The organism is Campylobacter sp. MIT 21-1684, assembly GCF_026241315.1.
Taxonomy (GTDB): Bacteria; Campylobacterota; Campylobacteria; order Campylobacterales; family Campylobacteraceae; genus Campylobacter_D.
Genome location: NZ_JAPHNA010000008.1, coordinates 53,272 through 77,741 on the forward strand (window position 1 = coordinate 53,272; position 24,470 = coordinate 77,741).

The window sequence follows — 24,470 nt, forward strand, 5'->3', positions numbered from 1 at the left end:
AAATGCAAAAAATTCATTTTATCGGTATAGGCGGCATAGGTATTTCAGCCCTAGCTCGTTTTATGAAAGAAAAAGGTTTTCAAATTAGCGGAAGTGATTTAAAAGAAAGTAAAATTACAAAAGAACTTGAAAGTGAAGGTATAGAAGTCCTTATACCACATTCGCAAAAAAATGTCCAAAACAAAGATTTGATTATATACTCAGCTGCCATCAAAGAGGAAAATCCTGAATTCAAAGAAGCAAAAAGACTTAACATACCTTGTCTCTCACGCAAACAAGCACTGCCTTTAATCTTGAAAGATAAAACAATTTTTGCAGTCGCTGGGGCACACGGTAAAAGTACAACTTCAAGCATACTCGCCTCTTTACTTCCTGATTCTTCTGTCATTATAGGAGCACTTTTAAAAGAATTTGATTCAAATATGATCTATAAAGAAAGTCCAAATCTTATCTTTGAAGCCGATGAAAGCGATAGTTCTTTTTTGAATTCAAATCCACATTTAGCCATAGTTACAAATACAGAAGCTGAACATTTAGAACACTATGACAATAAATTAAGCAAATTGCAAAATGCCTATGATGCTTTTTTAAAACAAGCAACAATTCGTATCGTTAATGCTGAAGACGAATTTTTGCGAAAATATCAAAACGAAGCCATTTGTTTATATCCTGCTAAAGACATTAAAAATTGTACAATGGAGCTTGATAATTTTCAACCGAAAACAACTTTTGAGCTTAAAGATTTAGGAAAATTTAGTGTATTTGGAATGGGGTATCATATAGCCATCGATGCGGCTTTAGCTTTACTGGCTGCAAAAGAATATGAAGATGTAGAAATTCTTAGAATGAGGCTGTCGAATTATCAAGGAATTAAAAAAAGATTTGATATTTTATATGCTGATGAGACTTTAGCTCTCATTGATGACTATGGACATCATCCAAACGAAATAAAAGCTACTCTACAAGCAGCAAAAGAATACGCAAGACTTGTTGGCTACACTAAAATTACAGCTATTTTTGAACCTCATCGTTATACAAGATTAGCTGCAAATTTAGATGAATTTGCAAAGGTTTTTACAATAGTTGATGAACTTGTAATTTTACCTGTCTATGCAGCTGGAGAAAAGAAAATCGAACTTAATTTACAAGCAGCCTTTCCAAACGCTTTATTTATCAAGGACATTCAAAGAGAAGGGAAATTTTTAGTTGCCGATAAAGGACAGCTTTTTAATGAAGGATTGATTATAGGCTTTGGTGCTGGAGATATTTCAAATAAACTACGAGCTAAAAATGCTTAATACATTATTTTCAAAGCTTGATTTAGATGAGTATATAAGTGAATTTCGCAGTCTCTTTTCAAGAGAAAAAGAGGTATTTTTACAAGGTGATAATGCTTTGCATTTTAAATGTATCAACGAGCTAAGCAATAAAGAATTTCCAACACCTCCTTGTGTTTCAAAACTTGAAAATGCTTTAATGCATTTAAGTAAATATGGCATTTTACATCTGAATGAACTTTTTGAATTTGTAAAAATTATACGGTATTTTGCACAACTAAAAAATATATCTTTTGGCACACATCTTAACACTTGGCTTGAAAAAATCAAACTTCCGGATACGCTTTTACAATGGTGTGAAAATTTTAATGACAAAGGAGAACTCAAAGAAGAACTTGATGAAAGACTTTTTCATTGCAATCAATGCTTACACTTAAAAGAAGAAGCTATACACAATGAATTTAATCGTCTTTTACACTCTCACTCTTTAAACACTTTTCTTATAGACACACAAATCCATCTCATTAGTGGCGTAGAAACTTTGCTTGTGCGAGGAGGTTTTCACTTAAAAGCAAGGATTATAGGCAGAAGTGGTGGAGGTGGTTTTTATATCATTCCCTCAAGCATTGAGAAACTTCAAAATGAAAAGGAAGAAATCTCTAAACAAAAAGAAGAAATTTACTACGAATATGCAGTAGTTTTTTCAGCTTTACTACGAAAAAATCTTCGCTTTTTGAATTTTCTTAACAAAGCCTTTGATACATTTGACCATTACAGCGCAAGAGTTCTGTTGGCAAGAAAGCATAATTATGAATTTATAAAATGCGATAGCTCAAATCAAATCATACTCAAAGATTTTGCTCATCCATCTTTAAAAAAACCAAAAAGTATTAGCGTCAATTTCCATAAGCAACTTTTACTCATCACTGGAGTAAATGCCGGAGGTAAATCTATGCTACTTAAAAGCATACTTGCAGCTGCTCTTTTAGCAAAATATCTTTTACCGATGAAGATTAAAGCATATGAAAGCACAATAGGTTCTTTTAAGGAATTTGATATTGTTATCGAAGATCCACAAAATTCAAAAAATGACATTTCAAGTTTTGCAGGCAGAATGCTCCATTTCTCACAACTACTTACAAAAAAGAATTTGCTTTTGGGTATTGATGAAATAGAACTTGGAACAGATTTTGAAGAAAGTGCGTCGCTTTATAGCGTCTTACTTGAAAAACTTTTAGAGAATGGACAAAAAATTATTATCACAACACATCATAAAAGACTTGCAATGCTGTTAGCAAAAAATGAACAAGTTGAACTTCTTGCTGCTTTATATGATGAAGAAGCTGCAAAGGCAAGATATGAGTTTTTACAGGGAAGTATAGGCAAATCTTATGCTTTTGAAACAGCTCTAAGATATGGTATCACTCAAAATCTCATCATCAAAGCAAAACAAATGTATGGGGAAGATAAAAGCAACTTAGAACAACTCGTAAGTAAAAGCGTTATGCTTGAATTTCAACTTCAAGAACAACTTAAAAAAGTAAAACAGAAAGAAGAAAAAGTTGATACACTCTTACAGACTTTAAAAGAACAGAAAGAAGAAAATGAAGAAAAAACAAAGGCTTTGCTTTCAAAACTGCAAAGAGAATTTCACCTAGCCATAGAAGAAGCAAAAAAAACCATCATTTTACACGATACAAAACAAAAACAAAGAAGTCTCAACAAAGCAAATGAATTGAAAAAAAACATACTCATTCCAAATACAACACACAATGATGAAACATTTCAAATCAACGACTTTGTCAAATATGGAAAAATCAAAGGGCAAATTATAGCTTTGGCAAAAAACGATGCCATAGTGCAAAGTGATGATTTAAAAATGAGAGTGCCTATAAAACTTTTAAAAAAAAGCTCACATCAAAAAACTACGATTTCTAAAACACATTTTCACATCGACAAACCTTCAAAAGCAAATCTTAGTCTTGATTTACACGGCTTAAGAAGTGATGAAGCACTCCTTAAACTTGATAAATTCATTTCAGATTCCTTAATATCTGGATTTGATGAAATTATAGTCTTTCACGGCATAGGTACAGGCAAGCTTGCTTTTGCTGTACGTGAATTTTTACAAGAACATAAAAGTGTTAAAAGTTTTAGCGATGCACCGATGAATCAAGGTGGTTTTGGTGCAAAAATCATACGACTATAAATATATAGGAGTTGTCTTATGCTTGAATCATTTGTAAATGGCGTTATTTTAGGGATCGGCGTTTCTGTGCCTTTTGGACCTGTGAATATGCTCATCATAAATTCTGCTCTACATTCTTTTAAAAACGCTTTTTGCATAGGCTTTGGGGCATTAATCGCTGATATTATCTATCTTGGTCTTGTAAATTTTGGTATTTTACAATTTATGAATACAGAATTTTTACAATTACTAGGTATTTTTGGTTTTTGTTTTTTAAGTTATCTTGCCTTTTTAAATGTAAAAAATAAACCTCAAAAACTTAAGCTAAATACAACACAGATTCAAGAAAAACCTTTAAAAAATTGTATGAAAGGAATCTTTTTAAATCTTACAAATCCTTATGTTATAGGTTTTTGGATTAGTGTAGCTACCTTAAGTACTTCACATTTATACCCTTTCTTGCTAAATCTTGGATTAATCTGTTTTATTTTTCTATGGATTTTTTCTTTATCGTTTTTTGTGGGGAAATTCAGCCACTTTTTCAGTGCAAAAGTGATATACTTGATTAACATATTTTCAGCACTTATCATAGAGTATTTTGCCTTAAGTTTGCTGTATAAAACTTTTTTAGGATAAAGAATGAATGCAAAGGAACTTTTTTTTCAACTTTTACAATTTAAATCAATTACACCAAGTGATGATGGAGCTTTGAATTACATAGCTTTAGAGCTTAATGATTTTGAGGCTTTTTTTATTGAAAAAGAAGGAGTAAAAAACCTTATCTTAACAAAAATTTTTAGGCAAACAGGTGAGCATTTAGCCTTTGGAGGGCATATTGATGTTGTATCTCCCGGTGAAGGTTGGCAAAGTGATCCTTTTAAACCTATAGAAGAAAATGGCTTCATAATCGCTCGTGGTGCTGCTGATATGAAAAGTGGAGTAGCTGCTTTTTTATGGGCTGCAAAGAATTCTCAATTTAAAGGCTCAAGATTAAGCATCATCATCACAAGCGATGAAGAAGGACAAGCACTTTACGGCACAAAAGAAGCCTTGTATTGGCTTAAAGAAAATCAAATGCTGCCCGATTATGCTCTCATAGCTGAACCAAGTTGTGCAAAAAAATTAGGAGATACCATCAAAATAGGTCGCAGAGGCTCTATCAATGGCAAACTTATCATTTACGGCAAACAAGGGCACGTAGCTTATCCTGAAAAATGTATTAATCCCATTCACGAATTTGCTCCTATACTCAAACTTCTAGCCGGTTTTGATCTTGATCCGGGAAGTGCTGAATTTTCACCTTCAAAAATAGTCATAACCGATATTCAAAGCGGTATAGGAGTAAGTAATGTAACCCCAAACCAACTCACACTTCTTTTTAATGTACGCAATTCCCCAGATACAAACACAGAAGAAATACGAAACTATATAGAAAAGATTTGTTATGGACTCAACTATGAACTTACTCTAAATGAAGCTTCAAAACCTTTTCTCACTAATACAAACACTAAAATAGTGCAAAAACTCAATGAAAGTGTGCAGAAATTTACAAAAATTATACCTGAACTCAATACAAAAGGCGGTACTAGTGATGCAAGATTCTTCGCTGAATTTGGAATTCAAGTAGCCGAATTTGGGGTGTGTAATGAAAGCATACACGCGGCCAATGAAAAAGTAAACTTACAAGATTTTGATACTCTCTGTCTCATTTTTAAAGACCTGATAGAAAATTTTTAACGAAAGAAAATCACAATAAAGTATAAAATAAAATGATACATTATTTCAAACACAATTTCAAGTTTTCACGGCTGCTAAAAAAGGGGTACATTCAACCAAGTTTGCAAACAGATATTTGTTTGAAAAATTTTCAACAGATTGCTTTTAAAGTTATATCACACTTCTCAAATAATAAAAAGAGACTTTATGCAAAAATCATACAAGTCAACTCATCTTGGAAAAGCAAAAGAGTATATCTTATCAAGCAAAATGAAACAATTAAAAGGTATTAATAAAGAATTTTGGAATCTATAATTGTGGATAAAGGTATCAAAAATAGCTAAAAACTTTCAGGTGAAAAGTTACAACCTTTTAAAATGTAAAAAGTAAAAAACCTTAAAACTTTGGAAAAGTCTTAAAAATTTTCTAAAGCAAATTGTATATCTTTTTCTATTACACTGCCGTGAGTTTGTTTTTCAAAAAGTTTAAATCCGACCTCGCAAGAGCTTTCTTTGGCTATTCTTTCAGCAAGTTCTTTTGGTGTAATCTTACTGATTTTCATTCTATTTACAAGAAAATTATTTTGTTCCAATTCCCCTTGCGTTATGAAAACCTTAGGACAACTCTTTAGTGCAAAATTACTGGGCAAAAAAGAACCCTGTCCCCACCATAAAGATGGCGAATTGATAAAAAAATGCGTTAAATCAGTATTTTTATCAAGAGCAAAAAGAGTAAATAATCCACCAAAAGAATGTCCAAAAAGTCCTTTAAAATCTTTGTTTATAGGATATTGTTTTTCAATAAAAGGCAAAAGAATGTCTTGAAAAAAAGCTAAAAATTCTTCACTATTACCTCCATCTTTAAATTCCTCTCCTAAGACTTTTGGAGTATAATCTTTTCTACGTTCTTTCATATGAAAAGCTGCATCACCTTTATAACCTAGTGCCACTATAAGAAGAGGATATTTTGGTTTGGTTTTGAAAGCATTTAAAAAACGCGAAAAGAAAGCATTTCCATCAAGTGTATAAAGCACTTTATAATTTTTCGCCTTGCTTTTACTTTTAGCTATAAAAATACGATAAACATTGTCTTTATAAGCAAAATCTATAGGTTGGATAATTTCAAAAAAATTTTTAGCTTTTAAAGAGATTGGAATAATATCCTGAGAAGGTTTTGCATAAAGATACACTACTGCAATTATTAAAAAAAAGATTTTTCTCATACTTTCTCCAAATTTTTTATACAAATTATAGCTTTTTTAATTGTGCATATTTGCCAAAAACTTGTAAAATTAGCTTCAAAAAGGTAAAACAAATGATTATTAATGGAGAAAAAATAGAACTTAAAGAACTTTCATTCGTAGAATTTATAGCACAAAAGGGTTTAAAAAGTGAGTTAATCGCTTTAGAACTTAATGGCAGAATCATTCCTCGAATCGAATTTGAAAATACCATCTTTAAAGAAAATGATACAGCAGAGATAGTCAGTTTTGTAGGAGGTGGATGATGAAAATTAAATTCAATGGAAAAGAGTGCGAAACTGCTTGCAAAACGAGTGAGGAATTTTTCAAAGAAAAAAGTCAAAATGAAAATGATGTGTGGATTATAAATGGTTTTGCAACAAAAGAAAAACAAGAACTTAAAGACAATGATGAGCTCTTTTGCATTCCACGTTTTACTTTACCGCCAAAAGATGCACTTGATGCGATGATGAGAGCAAGGCACACTCCAAAACTTCACGACAAACTTAAAAAAGCGTGTGTAGCTGTATGTGGATTAGGTGGATTGGGCTCTCATATCGCCATCAATCTCGCACGAAGTGGTATTGGCTTTTTAAAACTCATTGATTTTGACGTGATTGAACCAAGCAATCTCAACCGTCAAGCCTATACGATTGATGATTTAGGAAAATTTAAAACAGAAGCATTACAAGAACATATTAACAAAATTAATCCTTTTATCACAACACAAATCTACACTTTACAAATCACCGCTGAAAATATAAAAGAGCTTTTTATTGATTGTGATATAGTATGTGAAGCTTTTGATAGCGACAAAGCAAAAGCAATGTTAGCACAAAATTTCCATAGATATTTCGAACACACAATACTTATCTGCGCATCAGGTTTAGCTGGATATGGGGACTCAAATTCTATACAAACAAGAAAAATTGCAAAGAATTTTTATGTGTGTGGAGATTTAACAAGCGCAGCCAAAATAGGCAATGGACTAATGTCCCCACGTGTAAATATCTGCGCAGGACATCAAGCAAATTTAGTACTTGAACTCTTAGCACAAGAATAAAAGAACAATTTTTTTTCGATTTAAGTTTTTTAAAGTTCTTAATTCTAAATTTGATCAATTTTCATTTCTTATATTTGATGCATATTATAATTTTTGCGTCAAATTGATTTTCTCCAACAAAGTAAAATGATTCTTGTGTCAGCTAAAAAAATCAACTCTTTTCCAATGAAAAAGCACCATAATAACAGCTAAGAAAATTTCAAAAGTATATAAGATATAATAGATAAAAAATTCATAATGGAAACATAATGCACACAGATTGCTTAAAAATAGGAAAATTTCAATTCAATTCAAGATTTATACTTGGCTCTGGAAAATATTCTTTAGAACTTATAGAATCGGTAGTGAAAAAAGCGAACACTGAAATTATCACTTTAGCTTTGCGTAGAGTAAATGCTGGTGGTATTGAAAACATACTTGATTTTATTCCTAAAAATATCACTCTCTTGCCAAACACATCAGGAGCAAGAAATGCTACCGAAGCTTTACGTATAGCACGGCTTGCAAGAGAACTTTGTGGAAGTGAATTGATTAAAATTGAAGTAATAGCAGAGAGTAAATATTTATTGCCCGATAATTACGAAACAATAAAAGCTGTTGAACTTTTGGCAAAAGATGGTTTTACGCCTCTACCTTATATGCACGCTGACTTGTATGCTGCAAGAGCAATGAGAGATGCTGGGGCTGGGGCTATTATGCCACTTGCTGCACCAATTGGTTCAAACAAAGGCTTGTGTGCAAAAGAATTTATACAAATTCTTTTAAATGAAATTGATTTGCCTATTATTGTTGATGCTGGTATTGGTACTCCTGCTCAAGCTTGCGAAGCAATGCAAATGGGAGTAAGTGCAATTATGGCAAATACAGCTCTTGCAGAAGCATCAAATATTGCTCAAATGGCAAAAGCTTTTGCTTTAGCAATACAAGCTGGAAGACTTGCTCACTTAGCAAAGCTTGCTAAGGTAAGCTCTCCAAAAGCAAGCTCTCCTCTTACCGGTTTCTTAAGAGATTAAAAATGAAATTTCAAGATATTGTATCAAGCTCGGATTATAAACTAAATGTATTTAGCCAAGATTCTATCGAGAGCTTAGAATCTAAAATTATCACCAAAGAAATGAAAAATGGAACTTTAGCCTACTATACCACTTGCCTTATCCGTAATAAAGAAATCAAACTAACACCCGAAGAGGTAGTCCGCCAACTCTATCTTGATAAACTTATCAATGAATATGGCTACGATAAGAAATGTATAGAGGCTGAAATAGGCTTACAAAAAGGTAGAGACAAATTCAAACCGAAAAAGCAAAGAGGTGCAAAAGACGATGGCAAGGAAAGGGTAGATATACTTGTATATCAAGATGAAGCCCCCTATATTGTTATTGAAGTGAAAAAGCCCAAAGAAAAAGAGGGTAAAAAGCAATTAGAATCTTATCTACGCTACCTTAATGCCCCGCTAGGCGTTTTATGCAATGGAGATAGCATAGAAGAGTTTTATCATAATAAAGAAGATGAGAAATACAAGACTACAAGGCTAGAAAAACTAAGTGCTATCCCAAAATCTCATCAAACCCTGCAAGAATTATTAGAGAGCAAATATACGCTTAAAGATTTATATATTAACGATGAATTACAAAACAAGAATCTTAAAAAGATTATCAAAGACTTTGAAGATGTGATTTTGGCAAATTCTGGCGTTGATAGCTTTGAGGAGATTTTCAAACTCATATTTACGAAGCTTTTTGATGAGGCGCAATCTGTTGAGGATAATGATGAAATTTTTTATTATTGCAAAAATCAACATTTTGAAAATTATACCTCTATGATAGAATATTTAAAGAATTTAGATGATAAAGATTTTAGAATTTTAGAGTTTAGAAACTCTGGTGATGATGAGAGTTTTAGAAAACGCATTAATGCACTTTTTAGCGCAGCTAAACAAAAATGGCAAGGCATTTTTGATAATGATTCTAGCTTCAATCTTACAACAGAAGAGTTAAGAATCAGCGTTTCTTATTTGCAAGATATTAAGCTTTTTAATTCTAATTTAGATGTCATTGATGATGCGTTTGAATATCTCGTAACAAAAGAACAAAAGGGTAATAAAGGGCAGTATTTTACGCCGCGATATGTGATTGATATGTGTGTAAAAATGCTTAATCCCAAAAAAGAAGAAACAATGATAGATACCGCAAGTGGGAGCTGCGGATTCCCTATGCATTGTATTTTATATGTTTGGAATAAGCTTAATTCTACTTCTAGCTATCTTATTACTAACCAAAAACGCACAAAAGCACAAAAAGAATATGTCAAAAATGTTTTTGCCATAGATTTTGATAAAAAAAGCGTTCGTATTGGTAGGCTTTTAAACAAAATCGCAGGCGATGGCGAAACAAATGTTTTGTTGCTTAATTCCCTGCATTTTACGCAATGGAAAAATGATGTAAAAGTAGGAAAATGGGAGGAATTTATAGCAAAGGATTTCAAAATTTTGAGGCACTTTGTGCAGATACAAATATTATTGATGATGAAAAGTATTCTAAGGATTATCAAAACTTTAATTTTGATATAGTTATGGCAAATCCGCCTTTTGCAGGAGATATTACAAGCGAAAATTTATATAAAAATTACAAGTTGGGCAAAAACAAAGTTTCAAGGGATATTTTGTTTATTGAACGCAATTTAGATATGCTGCGTCCGGGTGGACGAATGGCTATCGTGCTTCCACAAGGCAGATTCAATAATTCAAGTGATAAATATATAAGAGAATTTATTGCAGACAAGGCGAGAATCTTAGCCGTTGTAGGGCTGCATCAAAATGTCTTTAAGCCTCATACAGGCACAAAAACAAGCGTTTTATTTTTGCAAAAATGGGGCGGGATTGATGAAAGCGGCAAAGAGCTTTGCCCAAAATACGAGGATTATAATATTTTCTTTGCGACCCAAAGTGTGCCTAGCAAGGATAATTCAGGTGAGAAAATTTATGTTAAAAATACAGATTTAAGCTATAAACTTGATTTGCACGGGCATAAAATCATAGAACACGACCTCTACAATCACGATGGATTGACACAAGATGGAATCGCAGAAGCCTTTATAGAATTTGCAAAAAATGAAAATTTGAGTTTTTGGAGGGAGGAGTAAGCAGAAATGGTGGAATATAAAATATTTTGTGATGAAAGCAATCATTTAGAATATAAAGACAATCCTACACTAAGGTCAAAAATTATGGTTTTAGGTGCTATAAGCGTGCTTTCAAAAGATATAGAACACATTAATAGGCACATTAAATATTTAAAATACAAATATAATCATAAAAAAGAACTAAAATGGACAAAACTTATTGCTTTGCAACAAAAATTTTATGATGAAATCATAGAGTTTTTCTTTAATGAAGAAGCCCTCAAATTTCAAGCCCTTTTAATGCCTGATAAAAGAAATCTAAAGCACGATATTTACAATCAAGGGAATGCCGATGTTTTCTATTACAAAATGTATTATTATATTTTTAGAAATCTTTTAGAAAATGAAATTAATCAAAATATCAACACTAATGTTAAAATATACCTAGATTACAAAGATACGCGTTGTGGCGATAGAATAAAAGAATTGCTTAATGTGTTACACAATAAATTTAAAGAAGCCATTAACTTTCAATGTTTTACCGCTCAATCTCACGAAGCAAACTTAATCCAATTTGTAGATATTTTTATAGGAGCTATTGCCTATAAAGCAAGAGATGATATAGAACACAAAAGTGAGATAAAAAACCATATAGTGCAAAAAATAGAATCTCTATCCGACACAAAGCTTGAGTTAAGCACTCCACCTTGGGAAAGCAAATTTAATATATTTAGAATAGAGCTTGAAAAAGGCAGATAAATTTAATGTATTCTATTGTAGATTTTAGTTCTTGTTTGTGCGAAAATGACAAAATCAATTTAGCCTATGAGTATTTTAAAAAAGATTTCATTTCAACACCTCTTTATTTGGCAGATTGTATTTATATTAATCCACAATCTCATAGAAAACTAAAAGGCAAAGAAAAAATTTTTTGGCACATCACAACAAGAGAAAATACGATTAGTAAAAAAAGAGAATTTGATATACAAAGAGCCTGTAGGATATGTTGGATTAAACAAATTATTCTTAATTATTCTTGCCAAGAAATAAAATTATTCTATCATAGAGAGGGAAGAGTGATTAGGCTTTATTTATGGCTCTATGGCTTTGATTTTGTAGTTATTTTACAAAAACTAGGGAAAACAGATTCATTTTTGGTAACAAGTTTTTATATTGATAAGGGTTATAATAAAAAGATTTATCAAAGTCGTTACGAGGACTACATAAATAAAAAAGATTCTAAACTTAAGGGTTGTGAGTGGTTTTGATAAATGATGTTTGGAGGAGCATTGTGGCAGCTCCAAAAGTTATACAACTTCGCCATCTCTTTCTGCCAACGGCAGTTAAGCAAATCGATTATACAAAATTTTTGCTAAATAGCAACTAAGGCAATAAAATGAATCAATCTTTGCAAGAAAAATATCCACATCTTGAAGTGAGTGTGCTAAAGCTTAGCGAAGTGCAAAAGGATAATGAGAGTAAGCGAATTGATTCTGAATATTTCAAAAAGGAGTATTTGGAGAATGAGGAAAAAATTAGAGGACAAAAAATAATTTTAGATTTTATAGATACCAAAATTAAGAATATCAAAAGCTTTAATCTAAACAAAAACTTTAATTATTTACAGATTAGTGATATTGATTTGAATAATGGGCTTACATATTCGGCAATAGAGGTTGATTTTACAGATATTCCAGATAGAGCTACTTATGTTTTACAAAAAAATGATATTTGTGTTTCAAGTGTGCGACCTAACCGAAATGCTGTTGCATTGATTAAGAATCCTAAAAGACTTATAGGAACAAGCGGTTTTTGTGTTTTAAGATTGAAAGAAAAAGTTATTTTGCCCGAATTTTTATATGTCTTCTGTAAAACAGAGTTTTTTATTACTAAAATGATGCGGGCAAATACTGCTTCTTTATATCCTGCTGTTTTAGACTCTGATATTCATAAATGTAAAATCCCCCTACTTCCTATGTCTTTTCAGCTAGAAATTGAAAAAATGGTAAAAGATTCTCATCTTGCCCTAGAGCAAAGCAAAACTCTTTATAAAGAAGCGGAATCTTTACTCTATACTGAGCTAGGACTAAATCCACAAAATCCGCTACAAAGCATTTTAGAATCTAAGCAAAGTGAAAGCATAAACTTTCGCATTGCCACTCTTAAAGAATCTTTCTTAAAAACAGGTAGATTAGATTCTGAATATTATCAAGTGAAGTATGAGGAGATAGAATCTTTTATCAAATCCTATCAAGGAGGCTTTGGCAAATTAGAGATTATGGAGATTAAAGATGCTAATTTCAAGCCAAAAGCAAAAGAAAAGTATCGCTATATTGAACTTGCAAATATTGGGGCAAATGGCAGTATTTCTATGCCAATAGAGGAATTAGGAGAGGATTTGCCAACTCGTGCTAGAAGGCTTGTCAAAGAAGGGGATTTGATTATCTCTAGTGTTGAGGGAAGTTTATCTAGTTGTGCTTTGATTACAAAAGAGTTTCATTATTGCATTGTCTCAACAGGATTTTATGTTTTAAAATCGCACTCTATCAATAGTGAAACTTTACTTGTGCTTTTTAAAAGTGCAGTATTTCAAGACTATTTGAAAAAATTTCCAAGCGGGACGATATTGAGTGCTATTTCTAAAGAGGAATTGCAAAATATCCTTATTCCAAAAATCAATGCTGATACTCAAGATTCTATCGCCTCCTGTGTCCAAAAAAGTTTTGATTTAAGAAAACAAGCAAAGGTGCTCTTAAACGAAGCTAAAGAAAAAGTAGAACAAGCCATTATCGGGGGGGGGTAAATAGTGCCTCTTTTGTGGCTCTTAAACTCCAAATCTTTAGAATCTACTTCCCGCAAATCAAAGCCAAACTTAAAGAGGCAAAAACACATTATCGTTTAGGAGAATGGTTGCTAATAGAGGAAGTTTTGTTTAGCCAAAATGCAACGACAGGCACAACAATAAACTTTCGCATTGCCACATTAAAGCAAAGTTTAGGCACAAGCGGACGCCTTGATAGTGAATACTATCAAAGTAAATATGAGAAAAACGAAGCCGTGATAAAGTCTAAACCTTATATGAGGTTAAAGGATATAGTAGAGATTAAAAAATCCATAGAACCGGGCAGTGAGGCGTATAGAGAAAGTGGAATCCCCTTTATAAGAGTAGCTAACCTTAGCCCATTTGGATTAAGTTCAAGCGAGGTTTATTTGGATTCTAAAGACTTTAGAGTGGGCGAATTAGAATTGCTCTATCCTAAAGCAGACACGATTTTACTTAGTAAAGACGGAAGTATCGGCATTGCATATTATGTAGAAAAAGATTTAGAATGTGTTACAAGCGGGGCGATTTTGCATTTAACAATCAAAAAAGAAGTGCGAGAAAAAGGATTGATTGCACCTCAATATTTAAGTTTAGTCTTAAATGCGCTCACAACTAAGCTTCAGGCTCAAAGAGACAGCGGTGGCTCTATTATCGCACATTGGAAAATAAGTGAGATTGAAAACCTCCTAATCCCTCTGCTTGATGTCAAGTTTCAACAACTCATAGAATCCAAACTCACGCATTGCCTCAAACTTCGAGCAAAAGCTAAGGAATTGCTTGAAAGTGCTAAAGTCAAAGTAGAAAGTATAATTTGCAACACTCAATAAATTTTGGAAAAAACTTTTAATATTGTCTTAATGTATTTTGCCTTAGAATTAAACAAAAATGGACAAGGAAAATGTATGCAAGAGTATTTAGCTCATATGCAATTTTTAGAGAGTGATATAATGCAAAAAGTTTTCAAGGAGCTTGAAAACTTTGATGATAATGAATTTGACGAACAAGCAGTTTTCGATGCTCTCAATGCCACTCATTTAAATTTTTACCATTTAAAAACCTTACTCTCAAGTGCAGCAGAAAAATTTATAGAAGAACTTGCTTTTCGCGCTTCGAAAATAAAATTAAAATACTTTGGAAATAATATTAATCTATTTACTCCCTTATATCTTTCAAATTTTTGTAACAGCAAATGCGTCTATTGTGGCTTTCAAAAAGGCAATAAAATAGCAAGAGCGAAATTAGATGAAAATGAAATTCATACAGAAATGCGCGCGATTGCACAAACAGGTTTACAAGAAATTTTAATGCTCACAGGAGAAGGAAGGGAATTTGCAAGCGTGGAATATATCAGTAAAGCTTGCCAAATAGCTAGAGAGTATTTCAATGTTATTGGGGTTGAAGTCTATCCTATGAATGAGGATGAATACAAACTTCTACATCAAAATGGCTGTGATTATGTAACTATTTTTCAAGAAACTTACAATAACTCAAAATATGCCAAAATTCACCTTAGTGGAGAAAAAAGTCATTTTGCTTACCGTTTTAACGGGCAAGAAAGGGCTTTAAGAGCTGGAATGCGAGGGGTTGGTTTTGGAGCACTTTTAGGCATTGATGATTTTAGAAAAGACGCCTTAGCTACAGCACTGCACGCCTTCTTTTTACAACAAAAATACCCTTATGCTGAAATTGCCCTGTCTGTACCACGTCTAAGACCTATACTCAACAATACTACAATACACCCACGAGATGTAAATGAAAAAAGACTCTTGCAAGTGCTTTGTGCATATCGTTTATTTTTACCTTATGCAAGTATCACTATCTCAAGTCGTGAAAGAATGGGTTTTAGAGATGAAGCTATTAAACTTGGAGCTAATAAAATGAGTGCTGGAGTGAGTGTTGGCATAGGAGAACATCAAGGTGATAAAAAAGGCGATGGGCAATTTGAAATTTCAGATAACAGAACTGTGAATGAAATTTTACTTATGCTTGAAAATTCTAATCTACAAGCCGTAATGAGTGATAGTGTTTATGTGGGCTAAAAAAATCATAGCCATAAGCGATAGAAAAAATGTTCAAGGCGATTTTTTACAACAGGTTGAAAATCTGACAAAATATGGTATCGATGCTTTAGTACTTAGAGAAAAAGATTTGAGCGCTTGTGAATATCACGATCTTGCAAAGGAGATTTTACAAATTTGTCGAAAAAATAATACAACTTGTATTCTACATTCTTTTCATAGAGAATGTTTAAAATTAGGACATCGCTATTTTCACGCACCGCTACCATTGCTTTGCGAAGAGCCAAAATTGGCACAATATTTTCACCTTGTAGGCACTTCTATACATAGCGAGGAAGAATTTGTTGAAGCTATAAAATATAATGTACAATATGCTTTTATAGGACATATTTTTCAAAGCACTTGCAAGAGTACACTCAAGCCAAAAGGACTCGATTTTCTTAACTCTATATTGCAAAAAAGTACAATCCCCCTCTATGCCATAGGCGGAATAAAGCTTGAAAATATTTCTGAACTCAAAAACAAAGATATAGCTGGAATTTGTATGAGAGAAGCTTTAATGAAAGAAAAAAAAGTACAAGAATATCTCAAATTATGCCGACAAAATCTTAATGAGTAAGCAGGTTTAAAAAATCAAAAGAATAAACATCGGCAAATCTATTGAGAAAGGTACTTATGTCAGCTATTCAAAAGAAAATTTTTTGGATTAATTTTTTTATAGTTTTTTTCCTCGCTTTAAATCTTAGAGCACCGATTACAGCCATAGGACCTATGATAGAAAATATCCAAAATGCCTATAATTTAAATTCTACTTTCGCAGGACTTCTTACAACTTTACCTTTAATAGCTTTTGGAAGTATTTCATTTTTTGTGGGTTTTTTCAATGCTACAAAAGCCTTACTCTTTGCAATTTTGCTGATTATCGCTGGTGAAGTATTACGTTCTTATAGTGGTATCGTTGGACTTTTTTTTGGTATGCTCATATTGGGATGTGGCATAGCCATAGCTAATGTTTTATTGCCTAGTTTTATAAAACACAGCTTTCCTAAAAAAACAGCTTTTATGATGGGAATATATAGTCTTTGCTTGAATATTTCTTCTGTACTAGGAATTGCTCTTGCCCTTCCCTTACTTGAAATTTTAGCCTTGAATGAAGCTATGATATTTTGGATTCTTTTTGCTTTAGCAGCTTTATTTGTGTATTTACCTCAAATTAAAAATGGTAGGATAAAAAGACATCAAAAAAACAAAAAAACAGCATCTTTTCTCATTACTCAAGCTACAACTTGGAAAATCACACTTTTTATAGGTTTGCAAAGTTTTATAGCCTATGCTTTGTTTTCTTGGTATGTACAATTTATCGTAGAAAAAGGTTTTACAAAAGAGAGTGCAGCACATATAGTACTTGTCTCTCAACTTTGTGCTGTACCTGTCTCGCTTTTAGCCCCTTTACTTTTAGATACAATTCGTAAAGAACTGCATACTTTTTATATAGGGGCTTTATGTGTGATGTATATCATTGGTTTTTATATACTCTACACTTGTAACAGCTATACAATGCTTTTACTTGGCGCTTTAGTACTTGGCTGCCCTTGGGGAGGTGTTTTTGGGATAGCATTGCTTTTCATCGCTCAAAAAAGTGCTAATGTTAAAATCGCAGCAAAACTTTCTGCCTTTTCTCAAGGATTTGGATATTTAATCGCTGCTTTAGCCCCTTTATTAATAGGCTTTTTACACGATACATATAAAAATTTCAAAAGTATTCTTTTGCTCCTACTTGTCGTAGCGATTCTAGTGAATATTTTTGCTTATTTAGCCTACAAAAGTACAACTATTGAGTAAATTTTAAGAATAATTAAATTGAAAACTTTCACCACTCCCATATTCTAAAGAATATTCGTTGCCATTTTGATTTTGAGTACTAATGCATAGTGTAGTGTTTTGATAGTATGGCATCTGGCTTTTATGAATATAAAAGCCAAAAAGTTCGTTCTTTTCCAAACATATATCACTACTTCCTAATTTAAAATCTGCTTTTGCATAGCACAAAGGTACAGAACCTTCACAACAACCAAAACTTTGATAAAAAAGGAGTTCGCCATATTCATTTTGTAGTTTTTTGATTAACTTTATTGCTTTTTGTGTTGCAATTACACGCTTAACCATTATTTACCTTTATTCATTTTAATGTATTGAGAAGTATCCCTTTATGACAAGGGATTAATTTTAAAGTGTTTTGACTTTATCAAGTAACATTTGATAGTTTGGCTCATTCGCAAGATCTTCGCATATTTCTTGATAAATTAACTTACCTTCTTTATCAATAATAAGAACAGCGCGAGTTAGCATTCCCTTAAGTAAGGAATTTGTAAGTATTAAACCGTATTTTTCTCCAAAAGTTTTGTCTATGAAGTCACTAACTAAGATAATGTTTCCCGCATTAGTGTTTGAATAAAATCTTTCCATTGCAAAGGGTATATCAACACTTACAATGTAAACTATGCAATCTTTGAGTTTTGCCGCTTCTTCATCAAATCTTTTTGCTTGTAGAGAGCATACTGTTCCATCAATGCTTGGAATAACACTAATAATTTGTATCTTATCTTGCTTGCCTCCAACTTTAATTTCGCTGAAATCTCTACCGACAAGTTTTACTTCAGGAGCATTATCTCCTATTTTAAGAGGTTTTCCTTTTAGCAATACTTCCTCTCCTTGAAATTTGATAGCCATTTGTTATCCTTTGTGTTATTGAAATTTATTAATTGGCTCTTTAGGTGAGAACCTAAAGAGTGTTACTCCATATCTAAAACCATTCTACCTTCAATTTGACCTTTTTTCATTTTATCAAATACCTCATTGATTTGTTCGAGTTTTACTGCGGTAGTATGGGCTTTGACTCTTCCTGTTTGTGCAAATTCTATAGCTTTTTGTAAATCAAGTCTTGTACCAACTATAGAACCTCTGACAGTAATTCCATTTAAAATCATATTAAATATACTAACAGGGAATTCTCCTGGAGGAAGACCATTCATAGCCACAGTTCCACCTCTTCTTGCAATAGCAACGGCTTGTTCAAAAGCCTTTGGAGATACCGCAGTAACTAAAACCCCGTGAGTTCCGCCACTTGTTGCATTGCGTATTTTCTCTACAACATTTTCAGTTTTTGCATTGGCTACAACTTCAGCCCCATATTCTTTTGCTAACTCAAGTTTATCATCAGCAACATCAACAGCAGCTATTCTAAATCCCATAGCCTTAGCATATTGGACAGCAAGATGACCCAATCCACCGATTCCAGAGATGGTTACCCACTCGCCGGGTCGTGCTTCAGTCATTCTTAAACCTTTATACACAGTAACACCAGCACAAAGAATAGGAGCGATATTGACTAAGTCTTGGTGGCTTAAATTTTTATCAAAAATTCCTACATAATCTGCATCTGCTACTGCATATTGTGCAAAACCACCATTTACAGAATATCCTCCATTTTGTTGACTTTCACAAAGTGTTTCCCAACCTGCAAAGCAATGCTCACAATGTCCGCAAGCACTATAAAGCCAAGGAATTCCAACGATATCACCGACATTTAGGTGTGTTACACCTTCGCCTAACTCTACGATTTTTCCAACACCTTCGTGTCCGGGGATTAAATTCGTTTTTGGTTTGACAGGCCAATCTCCTTCTATGGCGTGTAAGTCAGTATGGCACACTCCGCACGCTTCGATTTTAACAAGAATTTGACCTTTTGAAGGACGCGGTACTGCAACTTCTTCTATACTTAATGTTTTTGAACCTTCTTTGCACACTGCTGCTTTCATAGTATTTGGTATTGACATAATATATCCTTTCAAAAAAAATTTTTACATTAAAAAAAGCCAAGTTTATTAATACAATAACTTACTAAAACATTTTTAGTTTGTTGATAATGCTCCAACATCATTTTATGAGTTTCTCTTCCAATCCCTGATTGTTTATAACCTCCAAATGCTGCGTGAGCCGGATAAAGATGGTAGCAATTTGTCCAAACTCTTCCAGCTTGTATATTTCTACCAAAACGATACGCTCTGTTAATATCTCTTGTCCAAATTCCACTTCCTAAACCATAAATAGTATCATTGGCTATCTCCAAAGCTTCCTTATCATCTTTAAAAGTGGTAACAGCAAGAACAGGACCGAAAATTTCCTCTTGGAAAATTTTCATTTTATTGTGCCCTTTAAAAATAGTTGGTTTTATATAGCAACCACCAGCTAATTCTCCATCAAGTTTATTTCTTTCACCTCCTATAAGACATTGTGCCCCTTCTTTTTTTCCAGATTCAATGTAGTTTAGTATTGTTTTGACTTGATTTTCATCTACTTGAGCACCCATCATAGTATCAGAATCTAAAGGGTTGCCTATTTTAATAGCTTGAACCCTTTGAAGAACTTTCTCCATAAATTTGTCATAGATTTTTTCGTGTATAAGAGCTCTTGATGGGCAAGTGCAAACTTCCCCTTGATTAAAAGCAAAAAGGACTAAACCTTCAATAGCTTTATCTAAAAATTCATCTTCGTGTTCAAAAATATCTTCAAAGAAAATATTAGGAGATTTTCCACCAAGCTCTAATGTGCAAGGAATAATATTTTCAGTAGCAAATTGCATAATTTGCCTACCAACGCTTGTAGAACCTGTAAAAGCAACTTTAGCAATTCTTGGATTTGTAGCCAAAGCTTTACCAATCTTTGCTCCGCTGCCATTTACTATATTTACTACGCCTTTTGGAAGTATATCAGCAATTAAGTCAAAAAGCACTAAGATACTTGCTGGTGTAGCACTTGCGGGCTTTAATACCACGCAATTTCCAGCAGCTAAAGCAGGAGCAAGCTTCCAAGCTGCCATTAAAATAGGAAAATTCCAAGGTATTATTTGTCCAACGACACCTAGAGGTTCGTGAAAATGGTAACTTATCGTATCATTATCAATTTCACAAATGCTTCCTTCTTGGGCTCTTAAACAACCCGCAAAATACCTGAAATGATCAACAGCCAAAGGAATATCAGCATTTAAAGTTTCTCTAATAGGCTTTCCATTATCCCAAGTTTCAGCATAAGCTATAAGCTCTAAATTTGATTCGATTCTTTCAGCTATTTTCAGCAAAAGATTTGCTCTTTCGGTTGGACTTGTTTTTGCCCATTGCTCTTTGGCTTTGTGAGCAGAGTCTAAAGCCAGTTCTATATCTTCTTCACTAGACAGGGGGACTTTGCATAAAGAATGCCCGGAAACAGGGGTTTTGTTTTCTGTATATTGCCCTTTTATAGGCTTTACCCAATCTCCACCTATGAAATTCTCATATTGAGATTTAAATACATTCGATACGGTCTTGTATTTACTCATATCAACTCCTTTTCAATATTTAATGTACTAATATTAATAACATAACTCAACAAATGTGTGTAATAAAATCAAATTTTTTTCGTCTTTTAATATCTTAAATGTTACTTTTTTTCACATTTAAATTTTTTATAGTTTTTTTGTCCTAATTTGTAACCATTTTAAAGCTTTTGGACTAAGCTCTTTTGAAAGTTTTTCAAAAACTTCTTTATGGTACGCATTAAGCCATTTTTTTTCTTTAGCATTTAATAAATTGCTATCAATACAACTTAATTCAAAAGGACAAAGTGTCAAAGTTTTAAAACAGAAAAAAGTTCCAAAATCTCTTTCCTTTATATGTTTAGCTTCACAAATAACAGCCAAATTTTCAAGTCGTATACCCCATTTGCCTTTTCTATAAATACCCGGTTCTATCGAGGTAATCATTCCAACTTGCGCTCTGCTCTTTTCTAAATTATTGGAAAAATATGAGATACTTTGAGGTCCTTCGTGCACATTAAGAAAATATCCTACTCCGTGTCCTGTACCGTGCATATAATCAAGCCCAACTTCCCATAAAGGTGCCCTTGTAAGACAGTCAAGCAAAGATAGAGGAATATCTTTTGGAAAAACAGCACTACAAAGGGCGATATGTGCTTTTAAAACAAGAGTATAATCTCTTTTTTGCTCACTATTTGGTTTGCCTATAGGAATCACTCGTGTAATATCTGTTGTACCATTATAATATTGCCCACCAGAATCAATAAGCAATAGTCCTTTTTTTGTAAGTTTTGCACAATTTTCTTTTCTAGCTCTATAATGTACTATGGCAGCATTTGCGTTAAAACCTACTATGGCAGCAAAACTTTCGCTATGATAAAAAGGACTTTTGGCTCTAAATTCTTGCAATTTTTCATCTATTTCAACTTCACTGATTTCTTTGCCTTGTTTCACAATTTCTTCTAAAAAAGCAAAGAATTCACATAAAGCCTTACCATCTTCTTTCATAGCATTTTGTATATGTATTAGCTCTTTTTGAGTCTTGCAAGCCTTAAATAAAGTACTTGGATTTGTCTTTTTAACCAAAGAAACTGTTTGTTGAAGTTGTTCAACAAGCAAAGCAGATACTTTTGAAGGCTCTAAGAGTATAGTCGTTTTTTGAAGTTTTTGAAGTTCTTTAATAATCGCATTATAAGGCTTAAGCACAATGCCATCTGCTTTGAGTTTTTTTTGAAGATCTGGTTTGATTTTTACCTTTTCAAAAAAAAGTACAGCTTGGCTTTGACTAAGAAGAAGATGACTCAGAAAGACTGGATTAAAACTAATATCATCACCGCGTAGATTACTTATCCACGCTATATCATCAAGACTTGAAAGAAGATGGTATTTGACTGCAAATTCTTTCATTTTCTTGCGCACAAGAGCAAGTTTTTCTTTTCTAGAGTAAGAAACAAAATCATTTTCGTGTTCATAGATTTGAGCTTGTGGAAGACTTGGACGTTTATGCCAAAGCAAAGAAACAAAATCATAATGTTTCGGTACACAAAACTGCTCTAAATCTTCTTTTAAAGCCAAAGATAAAACGGCAAAATCTACACCAAGCTTTTGATTGACATTTTTTCTCGCCTCAAGCCAAGTAAGAAAAGTATTTTTCGCATTTTGTTTTTCAAGCCTAATACAACTTCCACTCAACGCTTCTTCAGCTTCAAGCCAATACCTCCCATCGGTAAAGAGTAAAGCTTCTTCTTGTGTGATAATCAAAGTACCAGCAGAACCATCAAAACCACTTAAAAAGGTACGAGCTTTATAAAAATCACTTACATATTCACTTAAATGAGGATCACTGTGCAAAACAAGGTATATATCAAGTTTGTTTTCACGCATCAAAGCTCTTACATTGCATATTCTTTGTGTATAAAGATTCATATTTTTTCCTTAAACATTACACGAAGAAAGTATTGAATAACCAAAAGCAATACTGCCATAGCAAATAAAAACCACATACTTTGCCCAAATAAAGCGGGCAAATTGTTTAAATTTTTTACATCTACATTCCCTCCAATCAACCCAGCAAAAATATTCCCTAAAGCATTACCAATAAACCAAATTCCCAATATTTGATTCTTGATTGAATCAGGAGCAAGCTTAGTCATTAAAGAAAGTCCAACCGGAGAAAGACAAAGCTCCCCCAATGTTAGAAACCATAAACTAAGAGTAATATAAAACAAGGAAATCTTTTGCTCACCTCCATTCGCCACAAGTAATTGTGAAGCAAACATCATCACCATAAAGCCTATACCAGTAAAGAAAACACCCAAACAAAACTTCATCATAGAAGAAGGTTCTTTCGCTCTTTTTGCTAATTCTGTCCAAATAATACTAAGAATTGGAGCAAAGATAATGATAAAGAGAGGATTAAAAGACTGAATCCAAAGAGTGGGAATTTCATAACCGAAAATCACTCTATCGGTAAAATCCTGTGCAAAAAGATTATATGAAGTTGGCATTTGTTCAAAAGCAGCCCAAAAAAATGACGCGGCAAGAAAAAGTATAAATATAACAAACAGTCTCTTTTTTTCTTCCACATTTGAGTTAAAAAAGAAAAGATAAAGAAAATATACCCCTGTACAACCAGCGATAATAAAAATCATCTTTTTAGATAAAGAAACTAGATCGAAAGCGAACAATCCAGAAAAGGCAAAAAAACTAAAAACACCGATAAATAAAAGACCATAAAATACGATACTTTTAGTATTTTTTTCACACTTATGATAATTAGCGTCTTGCAAACCTATAATTTCATCAAATTCTTTAAAATCAGGCAGGGTTTTATAATAAAAAAGAATCAAAGCTAGCAACATACCCAAGCCACCAGCTCCAAAACCAAAATGCCAACCATATTTTTCTTGCAAAAAACCACAAATCAAAGGAGCAATGAAAGCTCCAAGATTAATTCCCATATAAAAGATTGTAAAACCGGAGTCTCTTCGTGTATCTTCTTTTTTATATAACATCCCAACCATTACAGAAGTGCAAGGTTTAAAGAGCCCTGTTCCAATGACTAAAAATACTAAACCTAGAAAAAAGGCTGATGAAAAAAAATACGACAAGGCTATACAAAAATGTCCTAAGGATATAATAACACAACCAAAGAATACTGCCTTTTTTTGCCCTAAATAATTATCCGCTATGTAGCCACCGGGTAAAGCCGCAAGATAGAGAGCTCCACCAAAAATTCCAACAATAGCAGAAGAATCTTCTCTGCTCATACCTAAACCACCTGCACTAAGCGTTGCACTCATAAAAAGTATAAGCAAAGGACGAATTCCATAAAATGAAAATCTTTCCCAAAGCTCAACCATAGATAAAGAAAATAAAGCTTTTGGTTGTCCTAAAAAAGCTTTATCTAAATGGAGTTGTTGTTTCATTGACACCCTCTTTTAGAATAAAATACTTCAATCATATTATTCTTGTTTAGTGAATATTGCTTGAGATTTTAAAAGAAAATTTTATCTTTTTACAATTTTTTCATAGTTTCATAACACTTAGTAACTCTTTTACACAAATCAACTCACAAGCTTTTATATAAAAACGGAAAATTGAATAATTTTTTGGAAAAAATCTGCGGGTATTTGATTTTTCAAACTTTTACAAATACTATAAAATATAGGCGG

At 32.8% G+C, this 24,470-nt stretch carries 23 protein-coding genes; 16 read left to right on the forward strand and 7 right to left on the reverse strand.

Features of this window, described 5'->3' with window-relative positions:
• The first annotated feature begins 2 nt into the window (after positions 1 to 2).
• Genes murC through dapE form a run of 4 tightly spaced genes read left to right on the forward strand, consistent with a single transcriptional unit; the run spans position 3 to position 5,202 of the window.
• Entirely contained in the window at positions 3 to 1,298 is a 1,296-nt protein-coding gene (gene murC / locus OQH62_RS04630; protein WP_266014466.1) for a UDP-N-acetylmuramate--L-alanine ligase, read from the forward strand.
• Positions 1,291 to 3,486 carry an endonuclease MutS2 gene (locus OQH62_RS04635; protein ID WP_266014469.1) on the forward strand — a complete coding sequence of 732 codons (2,196 nt, stop codon included), beginning with the start codon at positions 1,291 to 1,293 and terminating at the stop codon, positions 3,484 to 3,486. Before murC ends, OQH62_RS04635 begins: the two co-directional genes overlap by 8 nt.
• Before the next feature lie 18 nt (positions 3,487 to 3,504).
• Positions 3,505 to 4,101 (forward strand): LysE family transporter, encoded by a 597-nt coding sequence (locus OQH62_RS04640; RefSeq protein WP_266014472.1) that lies wholly within the window; start codon positions 3,505 to 3,507, stop codon positions 4,099 to 4,101.
• Positions 4,102 to 4,104: 3 nt separating this feature from the next.
• Positions 4,105 to 5,202 carry a succinyl-diaminopimelate desuccinylase gene (gene dapE, locus OQH62_RS04645; RefSeq protein ID WP_266014475.1) on the forward strand — a complete coding sequence of 366 codons (1,098 nt, stop codon included), beginning with the start codon at positions 4,105 to 4,107 and terminating at the stop codon, positions 5,200 to 5,202.
• 394 nt (positions 5,203 to 5,596) lie between these two features.
• On the opposite strand, the gene OQH62_RS04650 is transcribed toward dapE, so the two are convergent.
• Complete coding sequence (locus OQH62_RS04650) at positions 5,597 to 6,403, reverse strand: alpha/beta hydrolase (RefSeq protein WP_266014478.1); 807 nt, start codon at positions 6,401 to 6,403, stop codon at positions 5,597 to 5,599.
• 92 nt (positions 6,404 to 6,495) lie between these two features.
• Here OQH62_RS04650 and thiS point away from each other — a divergent pair, with 92 nt between their 5' ends.
• The 12 genes from thiS (at position 6,496) to OQH62_RS04710 (ending at position 17,288) form a co-directional block, all read left to right on the forward strand.
• Positions 6,496 to 6,687 carry a sulfur carrier protein ThiS gene (gene thiS / locus OQH62_RS04655; protein WP_266014481.1) on the forward strand — a complete coding sequence of 64 codons (192 nt, stop codon included), beginning with the start codon at positions 6,496 to 6,498 and terminating at the stop codon, positions 6,685 to 6,687.
• Positions 6,684 to 7,484: a thiamine biosynthesis protein ThiF gene (thiF, locus tag OQH62_RS04660; RefSeq protein ID WP_266014484.1), complete on the forward strand. Its 801-nt coding sequence runs from the start codon at positions 6,684 to 6,686 to the stop codon at positions 7,482 to 7,484. The genes thiS and thiF overlap by 4 nt, the downstream gene beginning before the upstream one ends.
• A 248-nt stretch (positions 7,485 to 7,732) precedes the next feature.
• Positions 7,733 to 8,497 carry a thiazole synthase gene (locus OQH62_RS04665; RefSeq protein ID WP_266014486.1) on the forward strand — a complete coding sequence of 255 codons (765 nt, stop codon included), beginning with the start codon at positions 7,733 to 7,735 and terminating at the stop codon, positions 8,495 to 8,497.
• A 2-nt stretch (positions 8,498 to 8,499) separates the two neighbouring features.
• Positions 8,500 to 10,053: a type I restriction enzyme HsdR N-terminal domain-containing protein gene (locus tag OQH62_RS04670; protein WP_266014488.1), complete on the forward strand. Its 1,554-nt coding sequence runs from the start codon at positions 8,500 to 8,502 to the stop codon at positions 10,051 to 10,053.
• Positions 9,939 to 10,625: an HsdM family class I SAM-dependent methyltransferase gene (locus OQH62_RS04675; RefSeq protein ID WP_266014490.1), complete on the forward strand. Its 687-nt coding sequence runs from the start codon at positions 9,939 to 9,941 to the stop codon at positions 10,623 to 10,625. The genes OQH62_RS04670 and OQH62_RS04675 overlap by 115 nt, the downstream gene beginning before the upstream one ends.
• A 6-nt stretch (positions 10,626 to 10,631) precedes the next feature.
• A complete protein-coding gene (locus OQH62_RS04680) occupies positions 10,632 to 11,363 on the forward strand; it encodes a DUF3800 domain-containing protein (RefSeq protein ID WP_266014493.1) in 732 nt (243 codons plus the stop codon).
• Positions 11,364 to 11,368: 5 nt separating this feature from the next.
• On the forward strand, positions 11,369 to 11,872 hold the full coding sequence (locus tag OQH62_RS04685; protein ID WP_266014495.1) for a hypothetical protein: 504 nt from the start codon (positions 11,369 to 11,371) through the stop codon (positions 11,870 to 11,872).
• A 128-nt stretch (positions 11,873 to 12,000) separates the two neighbouring features.
• A complete protein-coding gene (locus OQH62_RS04690) occupies positions 12,001 to 13,407 on the forward strand; it encodes a restriction endonuclease subunit S (protein WP_266014499.1) in 1,407 nt (468 codons plus the stop codon).
• 14 nt (positions 13,408 to 13,421) lie between these two features.
• Positions 13,422 to 14,255 (forward strand): restriction endonuclease subunit S, encoded by an 834-nt coding sequence (locus tag OQH62_RS04695; protein ID WP_266014502.1) that lies wholly within the window; start codon positions 13,422 to 13,424, stop codon positions 14,253 to 14,255.
• A 120-nt stretch (positions 14,256 to 14,375) separates the two neighbouring features.
• On the forward strand, positions 14,376 to 15,467 hold the full coding sequence (gene thiH / locus OQH62_RS04700) for a 2-iminoacetate synthase ThiH (RefSeq protein ID WP_416333345.1): 1,092 nt from the start codon (positions 14,376 to 14,378) through the stop codon (positions 15,465 to 15,467).
• Positions 15,457 to 16,065: a thiamine phosphate synthase gene (locus OQH62_RS04705; protein ID WP_266014525.1), complete on the forward strand. Its 609-nt coding sequence runs from the start codon at positions 15,457 to 15,459 to the stop codon at positions 16,063 to 16,065. The genes thiH and OQH62_RS04705 overlap by 11 nt, the downstream gene beginning before the upstream one ends.
• Positions 16,066 to 16,121: 56 nt before the next feature.
• The gene (locus OQH62_RS04710; RefSeq protein ID WP_266014506.1) at positions 16,122 to 17,288 is read left to right on the forward strand and encodes an MFS transporter; all 1,167 of its coding nucleotides are present in this window, start codon (positions 16,122 to 16,124) and stop codon (positions 17,286 to 17,288) included.
• Positions 17,289 to 17,291: 3 nt separating this feature from the next.
• Here OQH62_RS04710 and OQH62_RS04715 read toward each other — a convergent pair whose 3' ends face one another.
• From OQH62_RS04715 to OQH62_RS04740, 6 genes are all read right to left on the reverse strand, one after another.
• The gene (locus tag OQH62_RS04715) at positions 17,292 to 17,612 is read right to left on the reverse strand and encodes a DUF779 domain-containing protein (RefSeq protein ID WP_266014508.1); all 321 of its coding nucleotides are present in this window, start codon (positions 17,610 to 17,612) and stop codon (positions 17,292 to 17,294) included.
• Positions 17,613 to 17,672: 60 nt separating this feature from the next.
• On the reverse strand, positions 17,673 to 18,176 hold the full coding sequence (gene tpx, locus OQH62_RS04720) for a thiol peroxidase (protein ID WP_266014510.1): 504 nt from the start codon (positions 18,174 to 18,176) through the stop codon (positions 17,673 to 17,675).
• Positions 18,177 to 18,238: 62 nt separating this feature from the next.
• Positions 18,239 to 19,282 (reverse strand): alcohol dehydrogenase AdhP, encoded by a 1,044-nt coding sequence (gene adhP, locus OQH62_RS04725; protein ID WP_266014512.1) that lies wholly within the window; start codon positions 19,280 to 19,282, stop codon positions 18,239 to 18,241.
• Positions 19,283 to 19,311: 29 nt separating this feature from the next.
• Positions 19,312 to 20,820, reverse strand: a complete 1,509-nt coding sequence (locus OQH62_RS04730) for an aldehyde dehydrogenase family protein (protein ID WP_266014514.1) — start codon at positions 20,818 to 20,820, stop codon at positions 19,312 to 19,314.
• 126 nt (positions 20,821 to 20,946) lie between these two features.
• Complete coding sequence (locus tag OQH62_RS04735; RefSeq protein ID WP_266014516.1) at positions 20,947 to 22,722, reverse strand: aminopeptidase P family protein; 1,776 nt, start codon at positions 22,720 to 22,722, stop codon at positions 20,947 to 20,949.
• Entirely contained in the window at positions 22,719 to 24,224 is a 1,506-nt protein-coding gene (locus tag OQH62_RS04740; protein ID WP_266014519.1) for a peptide MFS transporter, read from the reverse strand. Before OQH62_RS04740 ends, OQH62_RS04735 begins: the two co-directional genes overlap by 4 nt.
• Positions 24,225 to 24,470 lie beyond the last annotated feature (246 nt).

Coding starts and splice junctions, on each gene's coding strand:
- murC (WP_266014466.1), top strand. CDS start 3: ATGCAAAAAATTCATTTTATCGGTATAGGCGGCATAGGTATTTCAGCC.
- OQH62_RS04635 (WP_266014469.1), top strand. CDS start 1,291: ATGCTTAATACATTATTTTCAAAGCTTGATTTAGATGAGTATATAAGT.
- OQH62_RS04640 (WP_266014472.1), top strand. CDS start 3,505: ATGCTTGAATCATTTGTAAATGGCGTTATTTTAGGGATCGGCGTTTCT.
- dapE (WP_266014475.1), top strand. CDS start 4,105: ATGAATGCAAAGGAACTTTTTTTTCAACTTTTACAATTTAAATCAATT.
- OQH62_RS04650 (WP_266014478.1), bottom strand. CDS start 6,403: ATGAGAAAAATCTTTTTTTTAATAATTGCAGTAGTGTATCTTTATGCA.
- thiS (WP_266014481.1), top strand. CDS start 6,496: ATGATTATTAATGGAGAAAAAATAGAACTTAAAGAACTTTCATTCGTA.
- thiF (WP_266014484.1), top strand. CDS start 6,684: ATGATGAAAATTAAATTCAATGGAAAAGAGTGCGAAACTGCTTGCAAA.
- OQH62_RS04665 (WP_266014486.1), top strand. CDS start 7,733: ATGCACACAGATTGCTTAAAAATAGGAAAATTTCAATTCAATTCAAGA.
- OQH62_RS04670 (WP_266014488.1), top strand. CDS start 8,500: ATGAAATTTCAAGATATTGTATCAAGCTCGGATTATAAACTAAATGTA.
- OQH62_RS04675 (WP_266014490.1), top strand. CDS start 9,939: ATGGGAGGAATTTATAGCAAAGGATTTCAAAATTTTGAGGCACTTTGT.
- OQH62_RS04680 (WP_266014493.1), top strand. CDS start 10,632: ATGGTGGAATATAAAATATTTTGTGATGAAAGCAATCATTTAGAATAT.
- OQH62_RS04685 (WP_266014495.1), top strand. CDS start 11,369: ATGTATTCTATTGTAGATTTTAGTTCTTGTTTGTGCGAAAATGACAAA.
- OQH62_RS04690 (WP_266014499.1), top strand. CDS start 12,001: ATGAATCAATCTTTGCAAGAAAAATATCCACATCTTGAAGTGAGTGTG.
- thiH (WP_416333345.1), top strand. CDS start 14,376: ATGCAAAAAGTTTTCAAGGAGCTTGAAAACTTTGATGATAATGAATTT.
- OQH62_RS04705 (WP_266014525.1), top strand. CDS start 15,457: ATGTGGGCTAAAAAAATCATAGCCATAAGCGATAGAAAAAATGTTCAA.
- OQH62_RS04710 (WP_266014506.1), top strand. CDS start 16,122: ATGTCAGCTATTCAAAAGAAAATTTTTTGGATTAATTTTTTTATAGTT.
- OQH62_RS04715 (WP_266014508.1), bottom strand. CDS start 17,612: ATGGTTAAGCGTGTAATTGCAACACAAAAAGCAATAAAGTTAATCAAA.
- tpx (WP_266014510.1), bottom strand. CDS start 18,176: ATGGCTATCAAATTTCAAGGAGAGGAAGTATTGCTAAAAGGAAAACCT.
- adhP (WP_266014512.1), bottom strand. CDS start 19,282: ATGTCAATACCAAATACTATGAAAGCAGCAGTGTGCAAAGAAGGTTCA.
- OQH62_RS04730 (WP_266014514.1), bottom strand. CDS start 20,820: ATGAGTAAATACAAGACCGTATCGAATGTATTTAAATCTCAATATGAG.
- OQH62_RS04735 (WP_266014516.1), bottom strand. CDS start 22,722: ATGAATCTTTATACACAAAGAATATGCAATGTAAGAGCTTTGATGCGT.
- OQH62_RS04740 (WP_266014519.1), bottom strand. CDS start 24,224: ATGAAACAACAACTCCATTTAGATAAAGCTTTTTTAGGACAACCAAAA.